The organism is Micromonospora sp. NPDC049081 (genome assembly GCF_040648835.1).
Taxonomy (GTDB): domain Bacteria; phylum Actinomycetota; class Actinomycetes; order Mycobacteriales; family Micromonosporaceae; genus Micromonospora; species Micromonospora antibiotica.
The window spans coordinates 899,486-919,334 of the sequence record NZ_JBEZEK010000001.1; the positions used below are offsets into that span (position 1 = coordinate 899,486).

Consider the following 19,849-nt stretch of genomic DNA (forward strand, 5'->3'; position numbering starts at 1 on the left):
CCCGCGTTCGACGGAGGCGCCCCGGTCGGTCGACCGGGGCGCCTCCGTCGTCAGCACGCCAGGTGCCGGCCCGGGCGGACCGACCGGCCACCACCCGCCGGGCCATGCCGGGCGAGCGGGGCGGGGCGGGCGCACCGACCGGCTACCGCACGTCGGGCCCCTCGATCCGGGCAGGGCCGGCCGGGGCACGGCACCCGGCGGATCGGCGGGTCAGCCGCGCAGGGTCTGCTCGGAGACCGTCCAGAGCCGCTCGGCGGCGGCCGGGTCGAGGGCGTACGCGGCGACGCCGGTGCGGGTGCCGGGCTGGTGCGGGGCGGCCTGCTGGCAGTCCTCGAAGTACCGGCCACCGATCCCGTCGAGCAGCGGCGAGGTGGCGACCAGGACAGAGGTGGCGGCACCCTGCTCGACGGTCTTCCAGGTGGCCGCGCCGCCACCGCTGGCGGCCCGCATCCGCTCCAGTTCCTCGGCGCTGACGTACCGCTGGAGGTTGGTGTGGATCGCGCCGGGCATCAGCGCGTTGCTGAGGATGCCGTCGTCGGCCCAGCGCCGGGTCGCCTCGACGGCGAACAGCACGTTCGCGGTCTTCGACTGCCCGTACGCCGCCCACGGGTCGTAGGGGCGCTGCCGGAAGTGGATGTCGTCGAAGACCACCGGGGACCGCAGGTGCGCCGCGGAGCTGACCGAGACGATGCGGGCGCCGTCGGCGGCGGCGAGGGCGCGGTGCAGCCCGGTGGCGAGGGCGAAGTGCCCGAGGTGGTTGGTGGCGAACTGCAACTCCCAGCCCTCGGGGGTACGCCGCTCGGGCGAGGCCATGATGCCGGCGTTGTCGACCAGCAGGTGCAGCGGCCCGTCCCAGGTGGCCACGAAGGCGGCCACCGACGCCTGGTCGGCGAGGTCGAGCGGGGCGACCAGCAGCCGGTCGTTGCCGGTGCTGGCGGTGATGTCCCCGGCGGCCCGCTGGCCGGCGTCGAGGTCCCGGACGGCCAGGGTGACGTCGGCTCCGGCGGCGGCGAGGGCGCGGGCGGTCTCCACGCCGATGCCGGAGGCACCGCCGGTCACCACGGCACGGCGGCCGGTGAGGTCGACGTCGCGGACCACCTCCAGGGCGGTGGTCCGGGCGTCGAAGGGGGTGTGGACTGGCGAGTCGGTGGTCATGATCCGTCCTTGTCAGTGCGGTACGGGCCGGACGACCCGACCGCTACGATGAGAAGTGGAGGGCCCTCCGTTACGACTCCGAGCCTAACCGGAGGATCCTCCGTTTGCCACCCGACCCCCGAGCGGACCCGATCCCCGCGCAGACCCGGCCCTGAGCAGACCCGGCCCTGAGCAGACCCGGACCGGGCCCTGAGCGGACCCGACCGCCGGAGACACCACCCGTCAGCACCACTGCACCAGACCAGGAGGCGACGTGTCGCAGAACCGCTCAGGAGGCGACGTGCCGGAGCGCGGTTCCCGGCCGCTGCGCGCCGACGCGCTGCGCAACCGGCAGCGGCTGCTCGACACCGCCGTGAAGGCGTTCTCCCGACAGGGGCCGGAGGTGACCCTGGAGTCGATCGCCCGGGACGCCGGGGTGGGCATCGGCACCCTCTACCGGCACTTCCCCACCCGGGAAGCGTTGGTCGAGGCCGCCTACCGCAGCGAACTGGCCAAGCTCTGTGCCGCCGCCGACGACCTGCTGACCCGACTGCCGCCCGCCGAGGCGACCCGGGCGTGGATGGACCGCTTCGTCGACTACCTGGCCACCAAACGGGGCATGGCCGACGCCCTGCGCCTGGTGATCGCCGCCGGCACCAACCCGTACGCGCAGAGCCGGGACCTGCTGGTCGCCGCGCTGACCCGACTGCTGGCGGCCGGCGTCGCCGACGGCACGATCCGCCCGGACGTCGACCCCGGCGACGTGCTGGCCGGGCTGGGCGGGATGTCGCTGGCGGCGCAGGGACCCGAGCAGCGGGACCTCGCCGGCCGTTTGCTCGACCTGCTCCTGGCCGGCCTACGCCGACACTGACGGCCCGGGTGCCGACGCCCGTCGGCAGGCCAGGACCGACACCCACGGCGATGGGTCGGGTCGACACCCACGGCGATGGACCGGCACCCGTGACGGTGGGCCGGGCCGACAACCGGCGATGGACCGGCATCCGTGGCGGTGAGTCGGGCCGGCACCCACGGCGATGGGCCGGCACCCGTGACGGTCGGCCGGGCCGACAACCGGCGATGGACCGGCACCCGTGACGGTCGGCCGGGCCGACAACCGGCGATGGACCGGCACCCGTGACGGTGGGTCGGGTCGACAACCGGCGGTGGGTCGGCATCCGTGGCGTTGGAAGGGCGGACAGCGCGGCGGGTGGGTCGTAGGATCGTCGCCAGCGTCGCAGTGCACCCGGCAAGGAGACCGCCGAGGGCATGGAGGCGCGGGACAGCATGGGACACACGTGCACCCCGATTCCACTCCGGCCGACCGGTTGACCGCGCTCGGCCACCAACTGGTAGAGATCCACCTCTGGTTGCTCGACGAACTCGACCAGCTCCGGGCCGGCCTCGACGCCGGTCCCGACGGATCACCCGGGGCAGGCCGGCTACGCGGCCTGCGTACCCACTGCCTCAGCTTCTGTGCGGCGCTCACCCGGCACCACACCGGCGAGGACGCCGGGGCGTTCCGGGTGCTCGCCGACGAGGCACCCGAGCTGCGGCCCGTGCTCGACAAGCTCAGCCGGGACCACCGCATGGTCGACTGGATCGTCCACCGGATCGAGGCGCTGTTCACCGGCCCACCGCCCGACGACCCGGCGGCCCTCGACCGGGTACGCGTCGAGCTGGACGGGCTGTCCGCCATCCTCGAATCGCACTTCCGCTACGAGGAACGCACCCTCACCGCCGCCCTCGACGCGCTCGGCGACCGGGCCGGCGGCACCACCGAACTGCTCGGGGTGACCCCACCGCCGGACTGGTGACCCCACCGGAGTCGCGGCGAACCCCACCGGAGGCGCGGCAGATCCGGCCGGGAGCATGGGCGGTGATTCTCCGGTTGGCAGAATCCGGGGTCGCGGGCTGGCCGGGACGGCACGCGACGGCGAAGCTGGGCCGGTGACCGTCTTCTCGCTCCAGGCCACCCCGACCGACGCGGCGGGCTGGGTCGACCTCGCCCGCCGGGCCGAGGCGGTCGGCTTCGACGCCCTGCTCGCCGCCGACCACCCGGGCGACGTGACGTCCCCGTTCGTCGCGCTCGCCGCCGCCGCGTCGGTGACCTCCACGATCGGGCTCGGCTCGTACGTGTCGAATCTGGGGGTGCGGGAGCCGATCCTGCTCGCCGCCGACGTGGCCACCCTCGACCTGGTCTCCGGCGGGCGGGCCCGGCTCGGTGTCGGGGCCGGCCACACCCCCGCCGAGTGGGCCGCCGTCGGCCGGGTACGCCCCGACGTGGCCGGCCGGGTACGCCGCTGCGTGGCCGTCGCCGAGGCGGTCCGTGCCCTGCTCGACGGTTCCCCGGTGACTGTCGACTCCCCCGACCTGGTGGCGCGGGAGGCCCGGCTGACCTCGCCCCGGCCGGTGCAGGAGCGCATCCCGCTGACCATGGGCACCGCCAACTCGACGCTGCTGCGCTGGGCCGGCGCGCACGCCGACGTGGTCGGGTTGACGGGTTTCGGGCGTACCCTCGCCGACGGTCACCGGCACGAGGCGCGTTGGCGGACCGACCAGATCGAGGCGCAGCTCGCCCAGGTGGCCGCCGGCGCGGCCGGCCGGGACACCCCGCCCGCGGTGGAGGCGCTGGTGCAGACGGTGGTGGTCACCGACGATGCCGAGGCCGCCGCCGCCGAACAGGCGGGCCGGATCGGGCTGACCGTCGCCGAGCTGCTGGCCACCCCGTTCGTGTTGATCGGCACGGTGGACGAGATCGTCGCGGCGGTCGCGGCCCACCGGCGTCGCTGGGGCGTCACCCGCTTCGTGGTACGCCGGGACGCCCTCGAACCGCTCGTCCCGGTCCTGTCCCGGCTGCCCGGCGCCGCACCGACGCGGGACGGGTGAGGTCCCGGTCCGCGGGCACAGCGGAGGGTGCCGGGGCTGGAACACCCACGGTGTCGGGCGTCCGCCGAGGGGCGGAGGCCAACGCTTGACCTGGAGCGCGCTCCAGGTTGAACACTGGTCGGCATGACGACGACACGGACTCTGGGCCGCAGTGGAATCGAGGTCGGCGCGATCGGCATGGGGTGCTGGGCGATCGGTGGCCCACTCTGGGGCGACGACGGTCAGCCGTACGGCTGGGGTGAGGTGGACGACGACGAGTCGGTCGCCACCATCCACCAGGCCCTCGACCTGGGTGTCACCCTCTTCGACACGGCCAGCAACTACGGGGCCGGGCACAGCGAACGGGTGCTCGGCCGGGCGCTCGCCGGCCGGCGGGACCGGGCGGTGATCGTCACCAAGTTCGGCAACCGCGCCGACGAGGCGACCCGGCGGGCGCTGGGCGTGGACGCCAGCCCGGCGTACGCGGTGGCCAGCCTGGAGGGGTCGCTGCGTCGGCTCGGCACCGACCACGTGGACCTCTACCTGCTGCACCTCAACGACCTGCCGGCGTCCGCCGCGCTCGACCTGGTCGACACCCTGGAGGGCCTGGTCACCCAGGGCAAGATCCGCGGGTACGGCTGGAGCACCGACAACCCGGGGTCGGCGCGGGCGTTCGCCGGGGCGGGGCCGCACTGCGTCGCCGTCGAACACGACGAGTCGGTGCTGAACGACAACCCGGAGGTGCTCGCCGTCTGCGACACCTTCGACCTGGCCAGCCTCAACCGGGGGCCGCTGGCGATGGGCCTGCTCACCGGGGCCACCCGCACGCTGGGCGCGGACGACGTGCGGGGCCGGGCGCCGCAGTGGCTGGTCTGGTTCCGCGACGGCCGGCCCACCCCCGAGTGGTCGGCCCGGGTGGCGGCGATCCGGGCGGCGTTGACCTCGGACGGCCGTACCCTCGCCCAGGGGGCGCTGGGCTGGCTGCTGGCCCGCAGCCCCCGTACGCTGCCGATCCCCGGCTGCCGGACGGTGGCGCAGGCCCGGGAGAACTTCGCCGCCCTCACCCTCGGCCCGCTCCCGGCGGACGCGTTCGCCGAGGTGGAGCGCCTCCTGGCCGACCTGCGCCCGACCCCCGCCGGCACCCCGGCCACCCGATAGGTCCCACCACCGCGCACCCCACCCCCACCCGCCTCCCGCCCGCCCCGACCTCCCCACCCCACCTCGGCGGATCGCCGGCCGGCCCCGGTGATCAAGAGGTTTAAGTCAGTTGATCAAGAGGTTCAGGTCAAGTTGAAGATCAATCTTGACGCAAACCTCTTGATCACCGGGACGAGGCGGGTGGGGTTGGGGGTGGGGGGTTGGGGTGGGGGTGGTGGTCGGCGCATCTGGTTGGGGGTGCGTAGCCGAAGATGGGGGTATGCGGATCCTGATGGCCGGCGTGTCCGGCTTCCTCGGCACCCGGCTGGTCGACCGGCTCACCGGCGACGGGCACCAGGTCACCCGGCTGGTCCGGCGCTCGCCGCGTACCCCCGACGAACAGCGGTGGGACCCGGCCGCCGGGCAGCTCGACCCGGCCGTGGTGGCCGCGGCCGACGCGGTGGTCAACCTGGCCGGGGCCGGGGTCGGCGACAAGCGGTGGACCGACGACTACCGCCGGGTGATCCGGTCCAGCCGGGTGGACAGCACCACCACGCTGGCCGTGACGATCGCCGGGTTGCCGGCGGCGGACCGGCCCCGGGTGCTGCTCAACTCCTCGGCGGTCGGCTGGTACGGCAACACCGGCGACCGGGTGGTCGAGGAGGACGCCCCGGCGGGTGAGGGGTTCCTCGCCGACGTGTGCCGGGTCTGGGAGGCGGCGACCCGGCCCGCCGAGGACGCCGGGGTACGGGTGGTGCGGCTGCGGACGGGCCTGCCGCTGCACCGCGACGGGGGGCTGCTCAAGCCGCAACTGCTGCCGTTCAAACTGGGCATCGCCGGCCGACTCGGCAGTGGGCGGCAGTGGCTGCCGTGGATCTCACTGTTGGACTGGCTGGACGCCACGGTGTACCTGCTGGCCGCCGGGGAGGTCGCCGGCGCGGTCAACGTGGTCGGCCCACACCCGGCCACCAACGCCGAGTTCACCCGGGAGTTCGCCCGCCAACTGCACCGGCCGGCGATCGTCCCGATTCCGGCGGTCGCCCTGAAGGTCGCCCTGGGCGGCTTCGCCCAGGAGGCGCTGACCAGCACCCGGGTCCTGCCCGCCGTGCTCACCCGGGCCGGTTTCCCCTGGACCCACCCCGAGCTGCCCGCCGCCCTGCACGCCGCCCTGCACGACGGCTGACCCGCCCGGCACGACTGGCCGGGCTGCACGATAGACCCGCCCGGCACGACTGGCCGGACTGCTCGCCGCCCGGCGACCTGCCCGGGTGGCGCGGCGGGCATGCGGGCGCGGCGGTCGGCGGCCCGGTCGAACCGGGAGGGGTCGGGGTCGCGGGTCCGACCGGTCGGTCCAGTTCCGGTTGGTAACGTCCGCTCCGTGCCGACTTCCCCGACCCTGGCCGCCGACCAGCCACCCACCGCCGCCCCGGACACCGCCCGGGGTCGGCGGGCCGACCTGATCATGCTGGTCGTCGCGGTGGCGCTGGCGGTCTGGGTGACCAGCGGCCTGTGGCGCGACCCGAACCAGCGGGCGATCACCGTGAACTCCAGCGACCAGGCACTCTTCGAGTGGTTGCTCGCCTTCGGCGGGCACGCCGTCACGCACGGGGAGAACCCGCTCTTCACCCACCTGATCAACGTGCCGGACGGGGTGAACCTCGCCGTCAACACCTCGATCACCGTGTACGCGGTGGTCTTCGCACCGCTGACGTACCTGATCGGGCCGCCGGCGACGTTCCTGGTGATCCTCACCCTCAACCTCGCCGCCACCGCGCTGGCCTGGTACTGGTTGCTCTCCCGGCACCTGGTCGCCAGTCGGCTCGCGGCGGGCGTCGGGGCGCTGTTCATCGCCTACTCCCCCGGCATGGTCGCGCACGCCAACGCCCACCTGAACTGGACCGCCGGCTGGTTGGTGCCGCTGCTGGTGGCCGGGGTGTTCGCGCTGCGCCGGCCGGGTCGTTGGTTGCGGGGCGGGCTGGTGCTCGGGGTGCTGGTCGCGGTGGCCTTCTCGATCGCCGCCGAGGGGTTGTTCTTCACCGCGCTGGCAGTCGCCGTCTTCCTCGCCGTCTGGGCGCTGCACCCGGCCCGCCGGGCGCAGGCCCGTGCCGCGTTGCCGGACCTCCTGCGCGGGTTGGCGGTGACCGCGCTGGTCGCCGGGATGCTGCTGGCGTATCCGCTGTGGTTGCACTTCGCCGGGCCGCAACGGTTCCACGGCACCGGTTTCGACCCGGTCATCCACGCCGAGGACATCGCCGCGTTCGGGGCGTACCCGAGCCGGTCGGTGGCCGGGGCGCTGGGCTGGGACACCACGCTGGCGCCCAACCCGACCGAGGAGAACAGCTTCTTCGGGGTGCCGCTGCTGCTGCTCACCGTGGTCTGCTTCGGGTGGCTGTGGCGTCGGGCCAGCCCGGGCCGGCAGGCCACGCTGACCGCGCTCGGGGTGACCGCCGTGGTGTTCGCGGTGCTGTCCTGGGGCCCGGTGGCGAAGTGGAACGGGAGCCGTACCGGCCAACTGCTGCCTTTCGGTGTGTTGGACGACCTGCCGGTGGTCAACGCCGCCCTGCCGTCCCGGCTGGCCCTGGTGGTCGCGCCGGTCATCGGGGTGCTGCTGGCGTACACCGTCGACCGGCTGCGGGCGACGCCACCGGGTCGCACGGCGGCCTGGGTGTGGGGGGTGGGTTTCGCGGCGGCGCTGCTGCCGCTGCTGCCGACCCCGCTGCTGACCAGCGTCCGCCCGCCGGTGCCGGAGTTCGTCACCGCCGGCACCTGGCGGGAGTACGTCTCACCGGGCGGGGTGCTCACCCCGATCCCGCTGACCCTGGACGTCACGCCCGACGGCCAGCGCTGGCAGGCGTACGCCCTGTCCCACCGGCAGGGTGAGTTCCGGCTGCCCGCCGGCTTCTTCCTCGGCCCCGGCGGCCCCGACGGGCGGGGGCGGATCGGGCCGCCGCCGCGCACCTTCGACACGCTGATGGACCAGGCCGGCCGGACCGGGCTGGTGCCGATCGTCACCGAGGGCAGCATCCGCCTGTCCCGGGCGGACCTGCGGTACTGGGGGGTCGAGGCGGTCGTCCTGCCCGACGAGGTGCACGGGGCCAAGTACGACCTCGACGAGGACGCCCTGCGCCGTACCGCCACCGCCCTGCTCGGCGAGCCCCGCCGGGTGGACGACGTGTGGCTCTGGACGGTCCCCGCCGCCTGACGGTCCCCCTGACCGGTCACGCCCACGGCCCAGGTCCACGCCCGGCCGCGCGGGGTCACGCCCGGCGCCTGGGGTCACGCAGGGTGGGGCGACGAGGCTCACGGGGCGGAGCGCGGGCGGGCGGGGCTAGGGTGGCGGGGTGAGCGTGACGACTTCCGGGGTGACCGCCGTCCGGGCCGGTGTGGTCGACTACCCGACCGCGTGGGACGAGCAGCGGCGGCTGCACGCCGAAGTGGTGGCCGGTGAGCGTGGCGACACCGTGCTGCTGCTGGAACACCCGAGCGTCTACACCGCAGGCAAGCGCACCGAGCCCTGGGACAGGCCGATGGACGGCACCCCGGTGGTCGACGTCGACCGGGGCGGCAAGATCACCTGGCATGGTCCGGGGCAGCTCGTCGGCTATCCCATCGTCCGGCTGCCCGACCCGGTCGACGTGGTCGCCTACGTCCGCCGCACCGAGCAGTTGCTGATCGACGTCTGCGCCGAGTTCGGGCTGACCGCCGGCCGGGTCGAGGGGCGCAGTGGCGTCTGGGTGCCCGACGACGATCGGGGCCCGGCCCGCAAGGTGGCCGCCATCGGCATCCGGGTCGCCCGGGGGGTCACCCAGCACGGCTTCGCGATCAACTGCGACTGCGACCTGTCGTACTACGACCGGATCGTGCCCTGCGGCATCGCCGACGCCGGCACCACCTCGCTCACCGCCGAACTGGGCCGCTCGGTCCCGGTGGCCGAGGTGCTGCCCGTCGTGGAGCGGCACCTGCCCACCCTGCTCGGCTGAGCCGGTGCGGATCGATCTCGTCACCGTCGTCGTCGCCGACTACGACCCGGCCATCGCGTTCTTCACCGGGATCCTCGGTTTCGAACTGGTCGAGGACGAGCCGTCGCTGACCAACGACGGACGCCCGAAGCGGTGGGTGGTGGTCCGTCCGCCCGGCGCGCAGACCGGCATCCTGCTGGCCCGCGCCGACGGGGAACGGCAGGAGGCGGTGGTCGGTGACCAGGTGGCCGGTCGGGTCGGCTTCTTCCTCCAGGTCGACGACTTCGACGCCGTCCACCGGCGAATGGTCGACGCCGGCGTGGAGTTCGTGAAGCCGCCGCGCACCGAATCGTACGGTCGGGTGGCGGTGTTCCGGGACATCGCCGGCAACCGCTGGGACCTGCTCGGCCCGGCCTGACGCCGCTGCCCGCTGCCTCCGTCGAGCCGCCGCAGCTCCACCGGGTCCGGTATCCGCCGGGCCGGGGCCCAGGTCCTACCTCCCGCCCCCGCATCCCCCATCTGTTCCGATCCCGGCCCGGCCCCCGCACTGGTCCCGCTCCCGGGCTCCGCTCCCGGCTGCCGCTCCCGGATCCCGCTCAAGCCGCCGCAGCACCTCTCCGTCCGCTACACAGCGTAAAGACCCCGCCGGGCGTCACTTACCTCACTCGCGCACTTTGCTCTGCTGCCCTGGACGCACCGCATGCGGAGAGTGCCCGTCGCGTCGATGGCAGCAGAGCAAAGTGCGAATGGGCGGGTAAGTGGGACAGGAAGAGGTGGCAACAAAACTCCTGTTCAGCGAGGTGTGGGCTGCTACCCGGCAAAAAGCAGCTCCGCCCACACCTCGCATCGATCACGGAGAGCAACCAACAGCGAGTTCAGCGAGACCACTACCCAGAGTGCGTACCCAGACGCCCGGTGAGGGCCCACGGCAGGCCGGTCGCGCGGACACCCGGCGGCTCAGGGGGCCAGCCGGTGCAGGTCGCGGGGGAAGGCGGTGACCTCCCGGACGTTCGTCGCACCGACCAGCCGGGCCACGAAGCGTTCCAGGCCGATCGCGAAGCCGCCGTGCGGCGGCATCCCGTGCCGGAACGCGTCCACGTACCCGGTGTACGGCTCGACCGGCTCGCCGCGCGCCGCCAGCGCCGCCAGGTAGTCGGCGTGGCGGTGCAGCCGCTGCCCGCCGGTGACCAGCTCCAGCCCGCGAAAGAGCAGGTCAAAGCCGTTCGAGTACGCGGGCCGCGCCGGGTCGGGGTGGGTGTAGAACGGCCGCTTCGCCATCGGGTAACCGGTGACGAAGAGGAAGTCCGAGCCGTGGGTGGCACGGGCCCACTCGCTCAGTGTCCGCTCGTGGGCGGGGGCCAGGTCGGGTTCGTCGGCGGGTGCGCCGGCGAGCCGCAGCGCCTCGGTGAAGCCCACGGCCGGGATCTCGACCGGCACGTCGGGCAGGGTCAGCCCCAGGGTCGCCACCGCGCCGCCGGCCCGCCGGGCCACCTCGGCGAGCATCCCCGCGAGGGTGTCCCGCAGCACCGCCATCACGTCCCGGTGGTCGTCGACGAAGCCCAACTCGACGTCGAGCGAGGTGTACTGGGCCAGGTGCCGGACGGTGTCGTGCGGTTCGGCCCGGAACACCGGCCCCACCTCGTAGACCCGCTCGAAGACGCCCACCATGAGCTGCTTGTAGAACTGCGGCGACTGGGCCAGGTAGGCGGGCCGACCGAACCAGTCGAGGGCGAAGACGTTCGCCCCGCTCTCGGTGGACGTGGCGACCACCTTCGGGGTGTGCACCTCCACGAAGTCGCGGGCGTCCAGGGTGGCCCGGAAGCCGGCCACCGCCGCCGCCGAGATCCGCAGCGCCGCCGAGCGGGTCGGGTGACGCAGCGCCACCGGGGCGTGGTCGAGCTGGGTGGGCAGGGTCGCGGTGAGCGCCGGCCGGTACAGGTCGAACGGGGGCGGCACGGCGGGCGGGCCGAGTGGTCGTACCGTCGGGTGGGTCAGCTCGACCCCGGCGGGCGCGGTGCCGTTCGCGGTGACCGTGCCGACCACCTCGACCACGGTCTCCTCGGGCAGGGCCGTCACGGCGGCCCGGACGGTCGGGTCGGTGACCACCACCTGGGTCAGACCGGCGGCGTCCCGGACGATCAGGAAGGCCACCGACTTCAACAGTCGGCGGCGGTGCACCCACCCGGCGATCCGCACGGTCGCGCCGACACGGGTGGGCAGGTGGGAGGACAGGATGCGTTGCACGGCGGTTACCTCCTCGATCAATCGCAACGCGATCCCCGGGAGGTGTGGGCGAGCGGGAACCTCGCGGTGCCACCACACCTTCGCCCCCGCGACGGCGGGGGCCTCATTCGTCGCCTTTTCACCGGGGCCAGCCGGGCGGGGTCTACTGGGCGCGCGGACGCGCCGTTCTTCCCGCGGCTCGGGAGGGTCTTCGCGCCCCGGCGTCAGACCGCCTTCCAGCAACCGGCGGCTCTCTGCACTGGCGGATCGGGGCGGTACTCGGCTCCGTCACAGCTCTGCCGGGCACGCTAGCACCCGCCCCGGCCGCCTGTAACGGGCTTTTTCGGCCCGCCGGTGTCCGGTGTCACAAGACCGGTGACGTGACGCCGGTCGCCCGACGTGCATCGATCGCCGCCGTCGGGCGTAGGCTCGGTTTTGTGACGATCGAGCACTCCGCGCCGACGACCCAGCAGGCAGCGCGCTCCGCGACGGTCGCCCCCGAGGGGCGACGGATGCTGCGGATCGAGGCGCGCAACGCCGAGACGCCGATCGAGCGCAAACCGCCGTGGATCAAGGTCAAGGCCAAGATGGGGCCGGAGTACACCGAGCTGCGCGGGCTGGTCTCGCGTGAAGGGTTGCACACCGTCTGCCAGGAGGCCGGCTGTCCCAACATCTACGAATGCTGGGAGGACCGGGAGGCCACCTTCCTCATCGGCGGCGACCAGTGCACCCGGCGCTGCGACTTCTGCCAGATCGACACGGGCAAGCCGGCCGAGTTCGACGCCGACGAGCCGCGTCGGGTCGCCGAGTCGGTCGCCACGATGGGCCTGCGCTACGCCACCATCACCGGCGTCGCCCGGGACGACCTGCCCGACGGCGGCGCATGGTTGTACGCCGAGACCGTCCGGCAGATCCACGCGTTGCGGTCCGGCTGCGGCGTCGAGCTGCTGATCCCCGACTTCAACGCGGTCCCCGAGCAGCTCGCCGAGGTGTTCGGCGCCCGGCCGGAGGTGCTGGCGCACAATGTCGAGACGGTGCCCCGGATCTTCAAGCGGATCCGTCCGGCGTTCCGCTACGAGCGTTCGCTCGACGTGATCCGGCAGGCCCGCGCCGCCGGGCTGGTCACCAAGAGCAACCTGATCCTGGGCATGGGCGAGGAGCGGGCCGAGGTCTCCCAGGCGCTGCGTGACCTGCACGAGGCGGGCTGCGAGCTGATCACCATCACCCAGTACCTGCGGCCCACCCCCCGGCACCACCCGGTGACCCGCTGGGTCAAGCCGGAGGAGTTCGTCGAGCTGCGCGCCGAGGCCGAGGAGATCGGCTTCGCCGGGGTGATGAGCGGGCCGCTGGTGCGTTCGTCGTACCGGGCGGGGCGGCTCTACCAGCAGGCGTTGACGGCCCGCGAGGAAGCCTCGGTCACGGTCGGCTGACCCGGGCCGTGGCGGAACGATGCCCCGGGATCGCGCCGGATCACGGCGACGCCCGCTGGGCATTCGAGTGTGTCGATCTTCCCAGACCTGGGCGACGCCCGCAAGGGGTGGTGGGCGGCAGCTCAGCGTCGATTCGACGACGCTCCCCGGGCAGGGCGAGATCGTGTTAGATTCCGCCAGCCCCGACCCCTAACTCATCGATGGTGGTGTCTTTGATGGCGCAGCCGCACACGGTTGTCATCGGCGCCGGCCCCGCCGGACTCACCGCCGCGTACGAGTTGACGCGGCGGCACGCCCCGGTCGACGTAGTGGAGGCCGACGACGTGGTCGGCGGGATCAGCCGCACCGTGGAGCGGGAGGGCTGGCGGTTCGACATCGGCGGGCACCGGTTCTTCACCAAGGTGTCCCGGGTCGAGGCGTTCTGGCACGAACTGCTCTCCGAGGACGACTTCCTGCTGCGCCCCCGGATGAGCCGCATCCACTACCAGGGGCGGCTGTTCGACTACCCGCTGCGGGCCGGCAACGCGCTGCGCAACCTGGGCGTGTGGGAGGCGTGCCGGTGCGTCGGGTCGTACCTGTGGGCGCGGGTGCGCCCGCCGGCCGACCAGAGCCACTTCGAGGGCTGGGTGTCGGCCCGGTTCGGGGCCCGGCTGTACCGGATGTTCTTCAAGACGTACACCGAGAAGGTCTGGGGCATCCCCGCGACGGAGCTGCAGGCGGACTGGGCGGCCCAGCGCATCCGCAACCTCTCCCTCGGCGCGGCGATCCGCGGCGCGCTGCTGCCCCAGCGGGGCGGCACCGAGGTGACCAGCCTGATCGAGGAGTTCCGCTACCCCCGGCTCGGCCCGGGGATGATGTGGGAACGCTGCGCCGAACTGGTGGTCAAGGCCGGGGGGACGGTCGAGCTGGAGACGGCGGTACGCACCGTGCACCGCGAGGAGGGCCGGGCGGTCGCGGTGACCGTCGACGGCCCGTCCGGTGAGCGGCGGATCGCCGCCGACCACGTGGTCTCCAGCATGCCGATCTCGGCCCTGGTCCGGGCGATGGACCCGCCCGCGCCGACCGAGGTACGCGAGGCCGCCGACGCGCTGCGGCACCGGGACTTCCTGACCGTGGCGCTGGTGGTGCCGGCCGAGGCCGGTTTCCCCGACAACTGGATCTATGTGCACACCCCCGGGGTGCAGGTCGGGCGGATCCAGAACTACGGCGCCTGGTCACCGGAGATGGTCCGGGCCGGCGGCACCTGCCTCGGCCTGGAGTACTTCGTCAACGAGGGCGACGAGCTGTGGTCGACCCCCGACCCGGAGCTGGTCGCCTTCGGCACCGCCGAGTTGGAGCGGCTCGGCCTGGTCCGCCCCGGCTCGGTCACCACCGGGTACGTGGTGCGGATGCCGAAGGCGTACCCGGTCTACGACGAGGGCTACGCCGAGGCCGTCGAGGTGATCCGCCGCTGGCTGGCCGAGGCGGTGCCGAACGTGCACCCGGTGGGTCGCAACGGCATGCACCGGTACAACAACCAGGACCACTCCATGCTCACCGCGATGCTCGCCGCGGAGAACATCCTCGACGGCACCGACCACGACGTCTGGGCCGTCAACGTGGAGGAGGACTACCACGAGGAGGGCGGCAACGACGGTGCCGGCCACGCCGGCACGGGTCAGGGTGGCACCGGCCGCGCCGCCCCCGTCATGCCGCGCCCCCGCACCGCACCGCCGGTCGGGGACCGCTCCCCCACCGGCTGACCACCGTCGGGAACAGCCCCGGTCGATCACGGCCCGACCGGCCCCGCCTGCCGTGGATCGACCCCGCTCGCGGTGGTCCCGCCACCCGGGAACACCGCGGCCCACCGCCGACCACCGGCCGGGGATCATCCGTCCTGGCGGCGACCACTAGACTCGGCGGCATGGCAAAGCCCCAGGAGAAGGTCTCGTTCGGCCAACGGCTGAAGCAGATCGGGATGGTGTTCAAGTTCACCGCCAAGCAGGACCGGTGGTTCGCGCCACTGGCCGCCGGGGCGGTGCTGATCCCGCTCGCGCTCACCGTGGTCGCGGTGATCCTCTGGGGCTGGCTGTGGCTGCCGATCGGCATCCTGTTCGCCCTGCTCGCCCTGCTCGTCGTGCTCAACCTGCGGTCCAACAAGGCGATGATGAACGCCGCCGAGGGGCAGCCCGGCGCGGCGGCGCAGATCATGGAGAGCATGCGTGGCGACTGGCGGGTCACCCCGGCGGTCAGCTCCACCACCCAGATGGACATGGTGCACCTGGTGATCGGCCGGCCCGGCGTGATCCTGCTCGCCGAGGGCAACCCGCAGCGGGTCCGTGGCCTGCTGGGCCAGGAGAAGCGCCGGCTGGCCAAGGTGATCGGCTCCGCGCCGCTGCACGACTACGTGATCGGCCAGGGCGAGGGTGAGCTGCCGATCCGCAAGCTGCGGATGACCCTGATGCGGCTGCCGCGCACCCTCAACGGCAAGGACGTCAACTCGCTCGACAAGCGGCTCAAGGCACTCACCGCCCGCCCGCAGATGCCCAAGGGCGCGATCCCGAAGAACATGCGGCCACCGGGCCGCGCGTTCCGCCAGACCCGGGGCCGCTGACACCCCCGTCGTACGCCCGGCCACCTGCCGGCCGGCCGGCCGCCACCGGCCACCGGCCACCTGCCACCGGCCGGCCCCGTGCCCACCCAGCCCCGCCCGTGACCACCCGGCTCTGCCTGTGACCACCCAGATCTGCCGCGCCCACCCGGCGCTGCCCGTGACCACCCGGCTCTGCCCCGTGCCCGCGTGTCCACCTCTGCGCGGGGGCCAACGCCTGCCCGCTCCGCGCCCACCCGTGCCCGCGCCTGCACACGACCCGGCGTGGTCCTATCCGCAGCGGGGGTCGGCCGTCCATGATCGTGCTCGATCCTGGTTGTAGTGGTCTCACAGCCGTCGGATGCCACTACAACCAGGATCGAGCACGATCATGCGGCGGGCAGCGCGAGCGCCCGGGGCGGCGAGCACCCGCCAGGCAGCGCGGCGAGCACCTGCCCGGCAGCGCGAGCGCCCGGCCGGCAGCGCGAGTACCCGGCGGGCAGCGCGGGCACCCGCCGGGCGGGGCGGGCGGGGCGATCAGGTGGTGGGGCGGGGGGCGTCGGTGATGACCGCGCCGGTGAGGCGGTCGTGCAGGCCCCGGCGCTGCTCGTCCATGATCAGCGGCGGTACGACCAGGGCCAGGAGCAGGCCGCGCAGGAGCGCCCGGGGGACGCCGATCCGCCCGCCGTCGGACCAGTCGAGGCAGCGCAGCCGGGTGATCCTCATCCCGGGGGTCTGGGCGAAGAGGCCGAGGAAGAGGCCGTACTCGACGATGAGCACCGCCACCGGGGCCCAGCCGTCGCGGACCGGGTCGGCGAAGAAGTTCGCCACCAGCAGGCAGAGCACCCAGTCGATCACCAGGGCCCCGAACCGTCGGCCGAGGGTCGGCGGGGTGAAGGCGGGATCGGTGGCGGGCGGCACCGGCGCCGCAGGCGAACTCGTCACGGTGCTCAAGGGTAGTCAGCACCGCCCTGCCACCGGCCAGGGCGGCACCGGCACCCGCGGCGGCGCCACCGCTCAGGGTGGCACGCCACCGCTCAGGGCGGCACCGGCACCCCGCTACCGCTCAGGGACGGCGGCCGGCCGGGGTGGTCACCGGGGCCCCGGGTCGGTCGGCGGCCGGTCACCAGGTGGACAGGCAGAGTGTTTCAGCAATCTGTGCACATTCGGTCTAATCACTACGAATGGCAGCACAGCGCTTCAGCCGGTATCGTCCGAACGGACAACCCGGCGGGTACTGAGCGGCGCAGATGACGCTCCGCTAGCGGCGTAACACGGCAGAAACATTGGAGACACGGGCGAGCAACCCCACGGTCATAGCGTCGCCAGAGCCCAGCCACCGGAGTGGACGTGCCAGGAGGACGTGTGTTTGCCAATCCCGAGGAACTCCTGCGATACCTCAAGAACGAGGACGTAAAGTTCGTCGACGTACGTTTTTGTGACCTGCCCGGCGTGATGCAGCACTTCAATCTGCCGGTGGAGTCCTTCGACGACAGCGTCTTCACCGACGGTCTCGCGTTCGACGGTTCGTCGATCCGCGGTTTCCAGGCGATCCACGAGTCGGACATGCTCCTGCTCCCGGACGTCGCGACCGCCTTCATCGACCCGTTCCGCGCGCAGAAGACCCTCGCGCTCAACTTCTTCATCCACGACCCGTTCACCCGTGAGGCGTACTCGCGGGACCCGCGCAACGTGGCCAAGAAGGCCGAGGCCTACCTCGCCGCCAGCGGCATCGCCGACACGGCGTACTTCGGTGCCGAGGCGGAGTTCTACATCTTCGACTCGATCCGCCACGAGACCTCGGCGCACCAGTCGTTCTACTACATCGACTCGATCGAGGGCGCGTGGAACACCGGTCGTGAGGAGGCCGGCGGCAACCGCGGCTACAAGACCGCGTACAAGGGTGGTTACTTCCCGGTGCCGCCGGTGGACCACTACGCCGACCTGCGCGACTCGATCGTGCGTCGGCTGGTCGACGGCGGGTTCACCGTGGAGCGTTCGCACCACGAGGTCGGCACCGCCGGCCAGTCGGAGATCAACTACAAGTTCTCCACCCTGCTGCACGCCGGTGACCAGCTCCAGCTCTTCAAGTACATCGTGAAGAACGAGGCCTGGGCCAACGGCAAGACGGCTACCTTCATGCCCAAGCCGCTCTTCGGCGACAACGGCTCCGGCATGCACACCCACCAGAGCCTCTGGCTCAACGGCGAGCCGCTGTTCTACGACGAGACCGGTTACGCCGGCCTGTCGGACACCGCCCGCTGGTACATCGGTGGCCTGCTGCACCACGCCCCGTCGCTGCTGGCGTTCACCAACCCGACGGTCAACTCGTACCGGCGGCTGGTGCCCGGCTACGAGGCCCCGGTCAACCTGGTCTACTCGCAGCGCAACCGCTCCGCCTGCACCCGCATCCCGGTCACCGGCAGCAACGCCAAGGCCAAGCGGGTCGAGTTCCGGGTGCCGGACCCGTCCAGCAACCCGTACCTCGCCTTCTCGGCCATGATGATGGCCGGCCTGGACGGCATCAAGAGCAAGATGGAGCCGCCGGCTCCGATCGACAAGGACCTCTACGACCTCCCGCCGGAGGAGTGGGGCGACGTCAAGCAGGTGCCGGGCTCGCTGCCGGAGGTGCTCGACGCGCTGGAGGCCGACCACGACTACCTGCTCGACGGTGGCGTCTTCACCCCCGACCTGATCTCCACCTGGGTCGGCTGGAAGCGGGCCAACGAGGTCGACCCGGTGCGTCTGCGCCCGACCCCGCACGAGTTCGCGATGTACTTCGACTGCTGAGGTCCGCCTCGACGGTCACGTTCCACCGGCCGGGCCGGCTCCGCTTCCGCGGAGCCGGCCCGTTCCGTCACCCCGGCCGGCACCGTCACCCCGGCCCCGTTCCGTTACGCCGGCCCGCAGCGCTACACGACCGGCACCGTCACATCGGCCCGGCACCGTCACGCCGGCCCGGCACCGTCACGCCGGCCCGGCACCGTCACGCCGGCCCGTTCCGTTACGCCGGCCCGCTGCGTTACACGACCCGCACCGTCACCCCGGCCCGGCACCGTCACGCCGGACCGTTGGATGCCACCGGCCCCGTGCCGCGCCGACCAGCAGCACCAGCAGCAGCGCGGTCATCACGATCGCGCCGGGTGCCTTGGTGTACCGGGCGACCGACGTGCCGTCGGGCAGGGTGAGGAAGGCCGCCACCGCCGCCGGCGCCACGAACCAGGTCGTCCGGGTCGCCGACACCGCGAGCAGCAGCAACGGCCAGGTCACGTACCACGGGTGCAGGACCGGGGCGAGCAGCACCGTCGCGGCCAGCGCCGCGCCCGCCGCGCCCAGGGTGACCCGGGGCCGGGCCGCCGCCAGCCGGTGCACCCGCTGCCGGACGTCGTTGAGCCGGCGCAGCGCCGTCCACGCCCGCCACCAGAGCAGCACCAGCAGCACCGCCAGGACCAGCAGGCCCACCGCCCGGGTCACCGGCACCGCGTCCGGCCGCCGACCGGCCAGCTCGCCGACGTAGTCGACGACGAAACCGACCGCCGTCGGCGCCGACGTCCACTGCTGTGAGTCACCGCTGCGGGCCAGGCCGGCGACCCAGCCCAGCCCCAGGCCGGACAGCGCCGAGACCGCCGCCAGGGTGGCCAGGACCGCCCCGGCGAGCCGGCCGCCGTCGCGCAGCAGGGCCCGGAGGGTGTAGCGGCCGTGCACCGCCGCCAACGCCGCGAACGGCAGCACCACCAGCGCTGTCGCCTTCACCGCCACCGCCAGCCCGAGCAGCACCCCGGCCACGAGCAGCGCCCCCGTCCGGCCGGGCGACCGGACCAGCACCAGCAGGCCCAGCAGGAGCAGACCGAGCATCACCGCGTCGTTGTGCGCGCCGGCCACCAGGTGCACCCCGACCAGGGGGGAGGCCAACCCCAGCCAGGCCGCCCGGCGGGTGGGTACCCCGGCGGCGCGGGCCAGGCCGGGCAGGCTGAGCGCCACCAGCAGCACCCCGGCCACCGCGTACAGCCGCAGCACCATCAGGGTGCCGACCAGGGTCCCGCCGAGCACCGCGGCGAGCGCGGCCAGCAGCACGAAGGCGGGGCCGTACGGGGCCGGGGTGTCCCGCCAGATCGGCGCGACCGCGTCGACCCACGGGCAGCCGGCCGCCGCCACCCCCACCCGGTACGGGTCGTGCCCGGCCGCGTACGACCAGCCCTGGCAGGCGTACGAGTAGACGTCCCGGCTGGCCAGCGGTGGGGTGAGCAGCAGCGGCAGGGTCCACAGCCCGGCGGTGACGTACGCCCACCGGGTGGACGGGGCACCGGCGCGCAACGCCCACCAGGCACCCACCATCAGCGCCGTCCCGACCAGCCAGCAGAGGATCGCGGCCGGCCCGTGTGGCGCGCGCCACGGCCCGGTCGGCGGCACCTCGGGCAGCACCCCGCCCAGCCAGCCGGCCACGGCGAGCAGCACCGCTCCGGTCAACCCGAGGTGACGCGCCGCACGGGCCCGTCTCCCGGTCGGCACGCCGGGCTCGGTCACCGGCCACC

16 protein-coding genes are annotated in these 19,849 nt (G+C 73.5%); 12 read left to right on the top strand and 4 right to left on the bottom strand.

Annotated elements, in window-relative coordinates:
* Positions 1 to 210 precede the first annotated feature (210 nt).
* Positions 211 to 1,155 carry an SDR family NAD(P)-dependent oxidoreductase gene (locus AB0B63_RS03435; protein WP_219464057.1) on the bottom strand — a complete coding sequence of 315 codons (945 nt, stop codon included), beginning with the start codon at positions 1,153 to 1,155 and terminating at the stop codon, positions 211 to 213.
* A 253-nt stretch (positions 1,156 to 1,408) separates the two neighbouring features.
* Here AB0B63_RS03435 and AB0B63_RS03440 point away from each other — a divergent pair, with 253 nt between their 5' ends.
* From AB0B63_RS03440 to AB0B63_RS03475, 8 genes are all read left to right on the top strand, one after another.
* Positions 1,409 to 2,005: a TetR/AcrR family transcriptional regulator gene (locus tag AB0B63_RS03440; RefSeq protein ID WP_307799482.1), complete on the top strand. Its 597-nt coding sequence runs from the start codon at positions 1,409 to 1,411 to the stop codon at positions 2,003 to 2,005.
* 424 nt (positions 2,006 to 2,429) lie between these two features.
* A complete protein-coding gene (locus AB0B63_RS03445) occupies positions 2,430 to 2,948 on the top strand; it encodes a hemerythrin domain-containing protein (protein ID WP_307799483.1) in 519 nt (172 codons plus the stop codon).
* Positions 2,949 to 3,081: 133 nt separating this feature from the next.
* A complete protein-coding gene (locus tag AB0B63_RS03450) occupies positions 3,082 to 4,020 on the top strand; it encodes an LLM class flavin-dependent oxidoreductase (protein ID WP_208568752.1) in 939 nt (312 codons plus the stop codon).
* Between the two features lie 123 nt (positions 4,021 to 4,143).
* Entirely contained in the window at positions 4,144 to 5,157 is a 1,014-nt protein-coding gene (locus AB0B63_RS03455; RefSeq protein ID WP_208568753.1) for an aldo/keto reductase, read from the top strand.
* 259 nt (positions 5,158 to 5,416) lie between these two features.
* Positions 5,417 to 6,319, top strand: coding sequence for a TIGR01777 family oxidoreductase (locus AB0B63_RS03460; RefSeq protein WP_357014256.1), 903 nt, complete (start codon positions 5,417 to 5,419; stop codon positions 6,317 to 6,319).
* A gap of 195 nt (positions 6,320 to 6,514) precedes the next feature.
* Entirely contained in the window at positions 6,515 to 8,338 is a 1,824-nt protein-coding gene (locus AB0B63_RS03465; RefSeq protein ID WP_357014258.1) for a DUF2079 domain-containing protein, read from the top strand.
* A 139-nt stretch (positions 8,339 to 8,477) separates the two neighbouring features.
* Positions 8,478 to 9,116, top strand: coding sequence for a lipoyl(octanoyl) transferase LipB (gene lipB, locus AB0B63_RS03470; RefSeq protein ID WP_357014260.1), 639 nt, complete (start codon positions 8,478 to 8,480; stop codon positions 9,114 to 9,116).
* A 4-nt stretch (positions 9,117 to 9,120) separates the two neighbouring features.
* Positions 9,121 to 9,513, top strand: a complete 393-nt coding sequence (locus AB0B63_RS03475; RefSeq protein WP_357014262.1) for a VOC family protein — start codon at positions 9,121 to 9,123, stop codon at positions 9,511 to 9,513.
* Between the two features lie 539 nt (positions 9,514 to 10,052).
* On the opposite strand, the gene aspS is transcribed toward AB0B63_RS03475, so the two are convergent.
* Positions 10,053 to 11,339, bottom strand: coding sequence for an aspartate--tRNA(Asn) ligase (gene aspS / locus AB0B63_RS03480; RefSeq protein WP_357014415.1), 1,287 nt, complete (start codon positions 11,337 to 11,339; stop codon positions 10,053 to 10,055).
* 359 nt (positions 11,340 to 11,698) lie between these two features.
* On the opposite strand from aspS, the gene lipA reads away from it, so the two are divergent.
* The 3 genes from lipA (at position 11,699) to AB0B63_RS03495 (ending at position 15,341) form a co-directional block, all read left to right on the top strand.
* Positions 11,699 to 12,748 (top strand): lipoyl synthase, encoded by a 1,050-nt coding sequence (gene lipA, locus AB0B63_RS03485; RefSeq protein ID WP_208568758.1) that lies wholly within the window; start codon positions 11,699 to 11,701, stop codon positions 12,746 to 12,748.
* Positions 12,749 to 12,963: 215 nt separating this feature from the next.
* Positions 12,964 to 14,490: an NAD(P)/FAD-dependent oxidoreductase gene (locus AB0B63_RS03490; RefSeq protein ID WP_357014265.1), complete on the top strand. Its 1,527-nt coding sequence runs from the start codon at positions 12,964 to 12,966 to the stop codon at positions 14,488 to 14,490.
* 161 nt (positions 14,491 to 14,651) lie between these two features.
* Positions 14,652 to 15,341 carry a DUF4191 domain-containing protein gene (locus AB0B63_RS03495; RefSeq protein WP_208568760.1) on the top strand — a complete coding sequence of 230 codons (690 nt, stop codon included), beginning with the start codon at positions 14,652 to 14,654 and terminating at the stop codon, positions 15,339 to 15,341.
* Between the two features lie 513 nt (positions 15,342 to 15,854).
* Here the strand turns inward: AB0B63_RS03495 and AB0B63_RS03500 are convergent.
* Positions 15,855 to 16,238 (bottom strand): RDD family protein, encoded by a 384-nt coding sequence (locus tag AB0B63_RS03500; RefSeq protein ID WP_357014417.1) that lies wholly within the window; start codon positions 16,236 to 16,238, stop codon positions 15,855 to 15,857.
* A 444-nt stretch (positions 16,239 to 16,682) separates the two neighbouring features.
* Here AB0B63_RS03500 and glnA point away from each other — a divergent pair, with 444 nt between their 5' ends.
* Positions 16,683 to 18,107, top strand: coding sequence for a type I glutamate--ammonia ligase (gene glnA / locus AB0B63_RS03505; protein ID WP_208568762.1), 1,425 nt, complete (start codon positions 16,683 to 16,685; stop codon positions 18,105 to 18,107).
* 249 nt (positions 18,108 to 18,356) lie between these two features.
* Here the strand turns inward: glnA and mptB are convergent, their stop codons facing one another.
* Positions 18,357 to 19,841, bottom strand: a complete 1,485-nt coding sequence (mptB, locus tag AB0B63_RS03510) for a polyprenol phosphomannose-dependent alpha 1,6 mannosyltransferase MptB (protein WP_208568763.1) — start codon at positions 19,839 to 19,841, stop codon at positions 18,357 to 18,359.
* Positions 19,842 to 19,849: the final 8 nt, after the last annotated feature.

Coding starts and splice junctions, on each gene's coding strand:
- AB0B63_RS03435 (WP_219464057.1), bottom strand. CDS start 1,155: ATGACCACCGACTCGCCAGTCCACACCCCCTTCGACGCCCGGACCACC.
- AB0B63_RS03455 (WP_208568753.1), top strand. CDS start 4,144: ATGACGACGACACGGACTCTGGGCCGCAGTGGAATCGAGGTCGGCGCG.
- AB0B63_RS03460 (WP_357014256.1), top strand. CDS start 5,417: ATGCGGATCCTGATGGCCGGCGTGTCCGGCTTCCTCGGCACCCGGCTG.
- AB0B63_RS03490 (WP_357014265.1), top strand. CDS start 12,964: ATGGCGCAGCCGCACACGGTTGTCATCGGCGCCGGCCCCGCCGGACTC.
- AB0B63_RS03495 (WP_208568760.1), top strand. CDS start 14,652: ATGGCAAAGCCCCAGGAGAAGGTCTCGTTCGGCCAACGGCTGAAGCAG.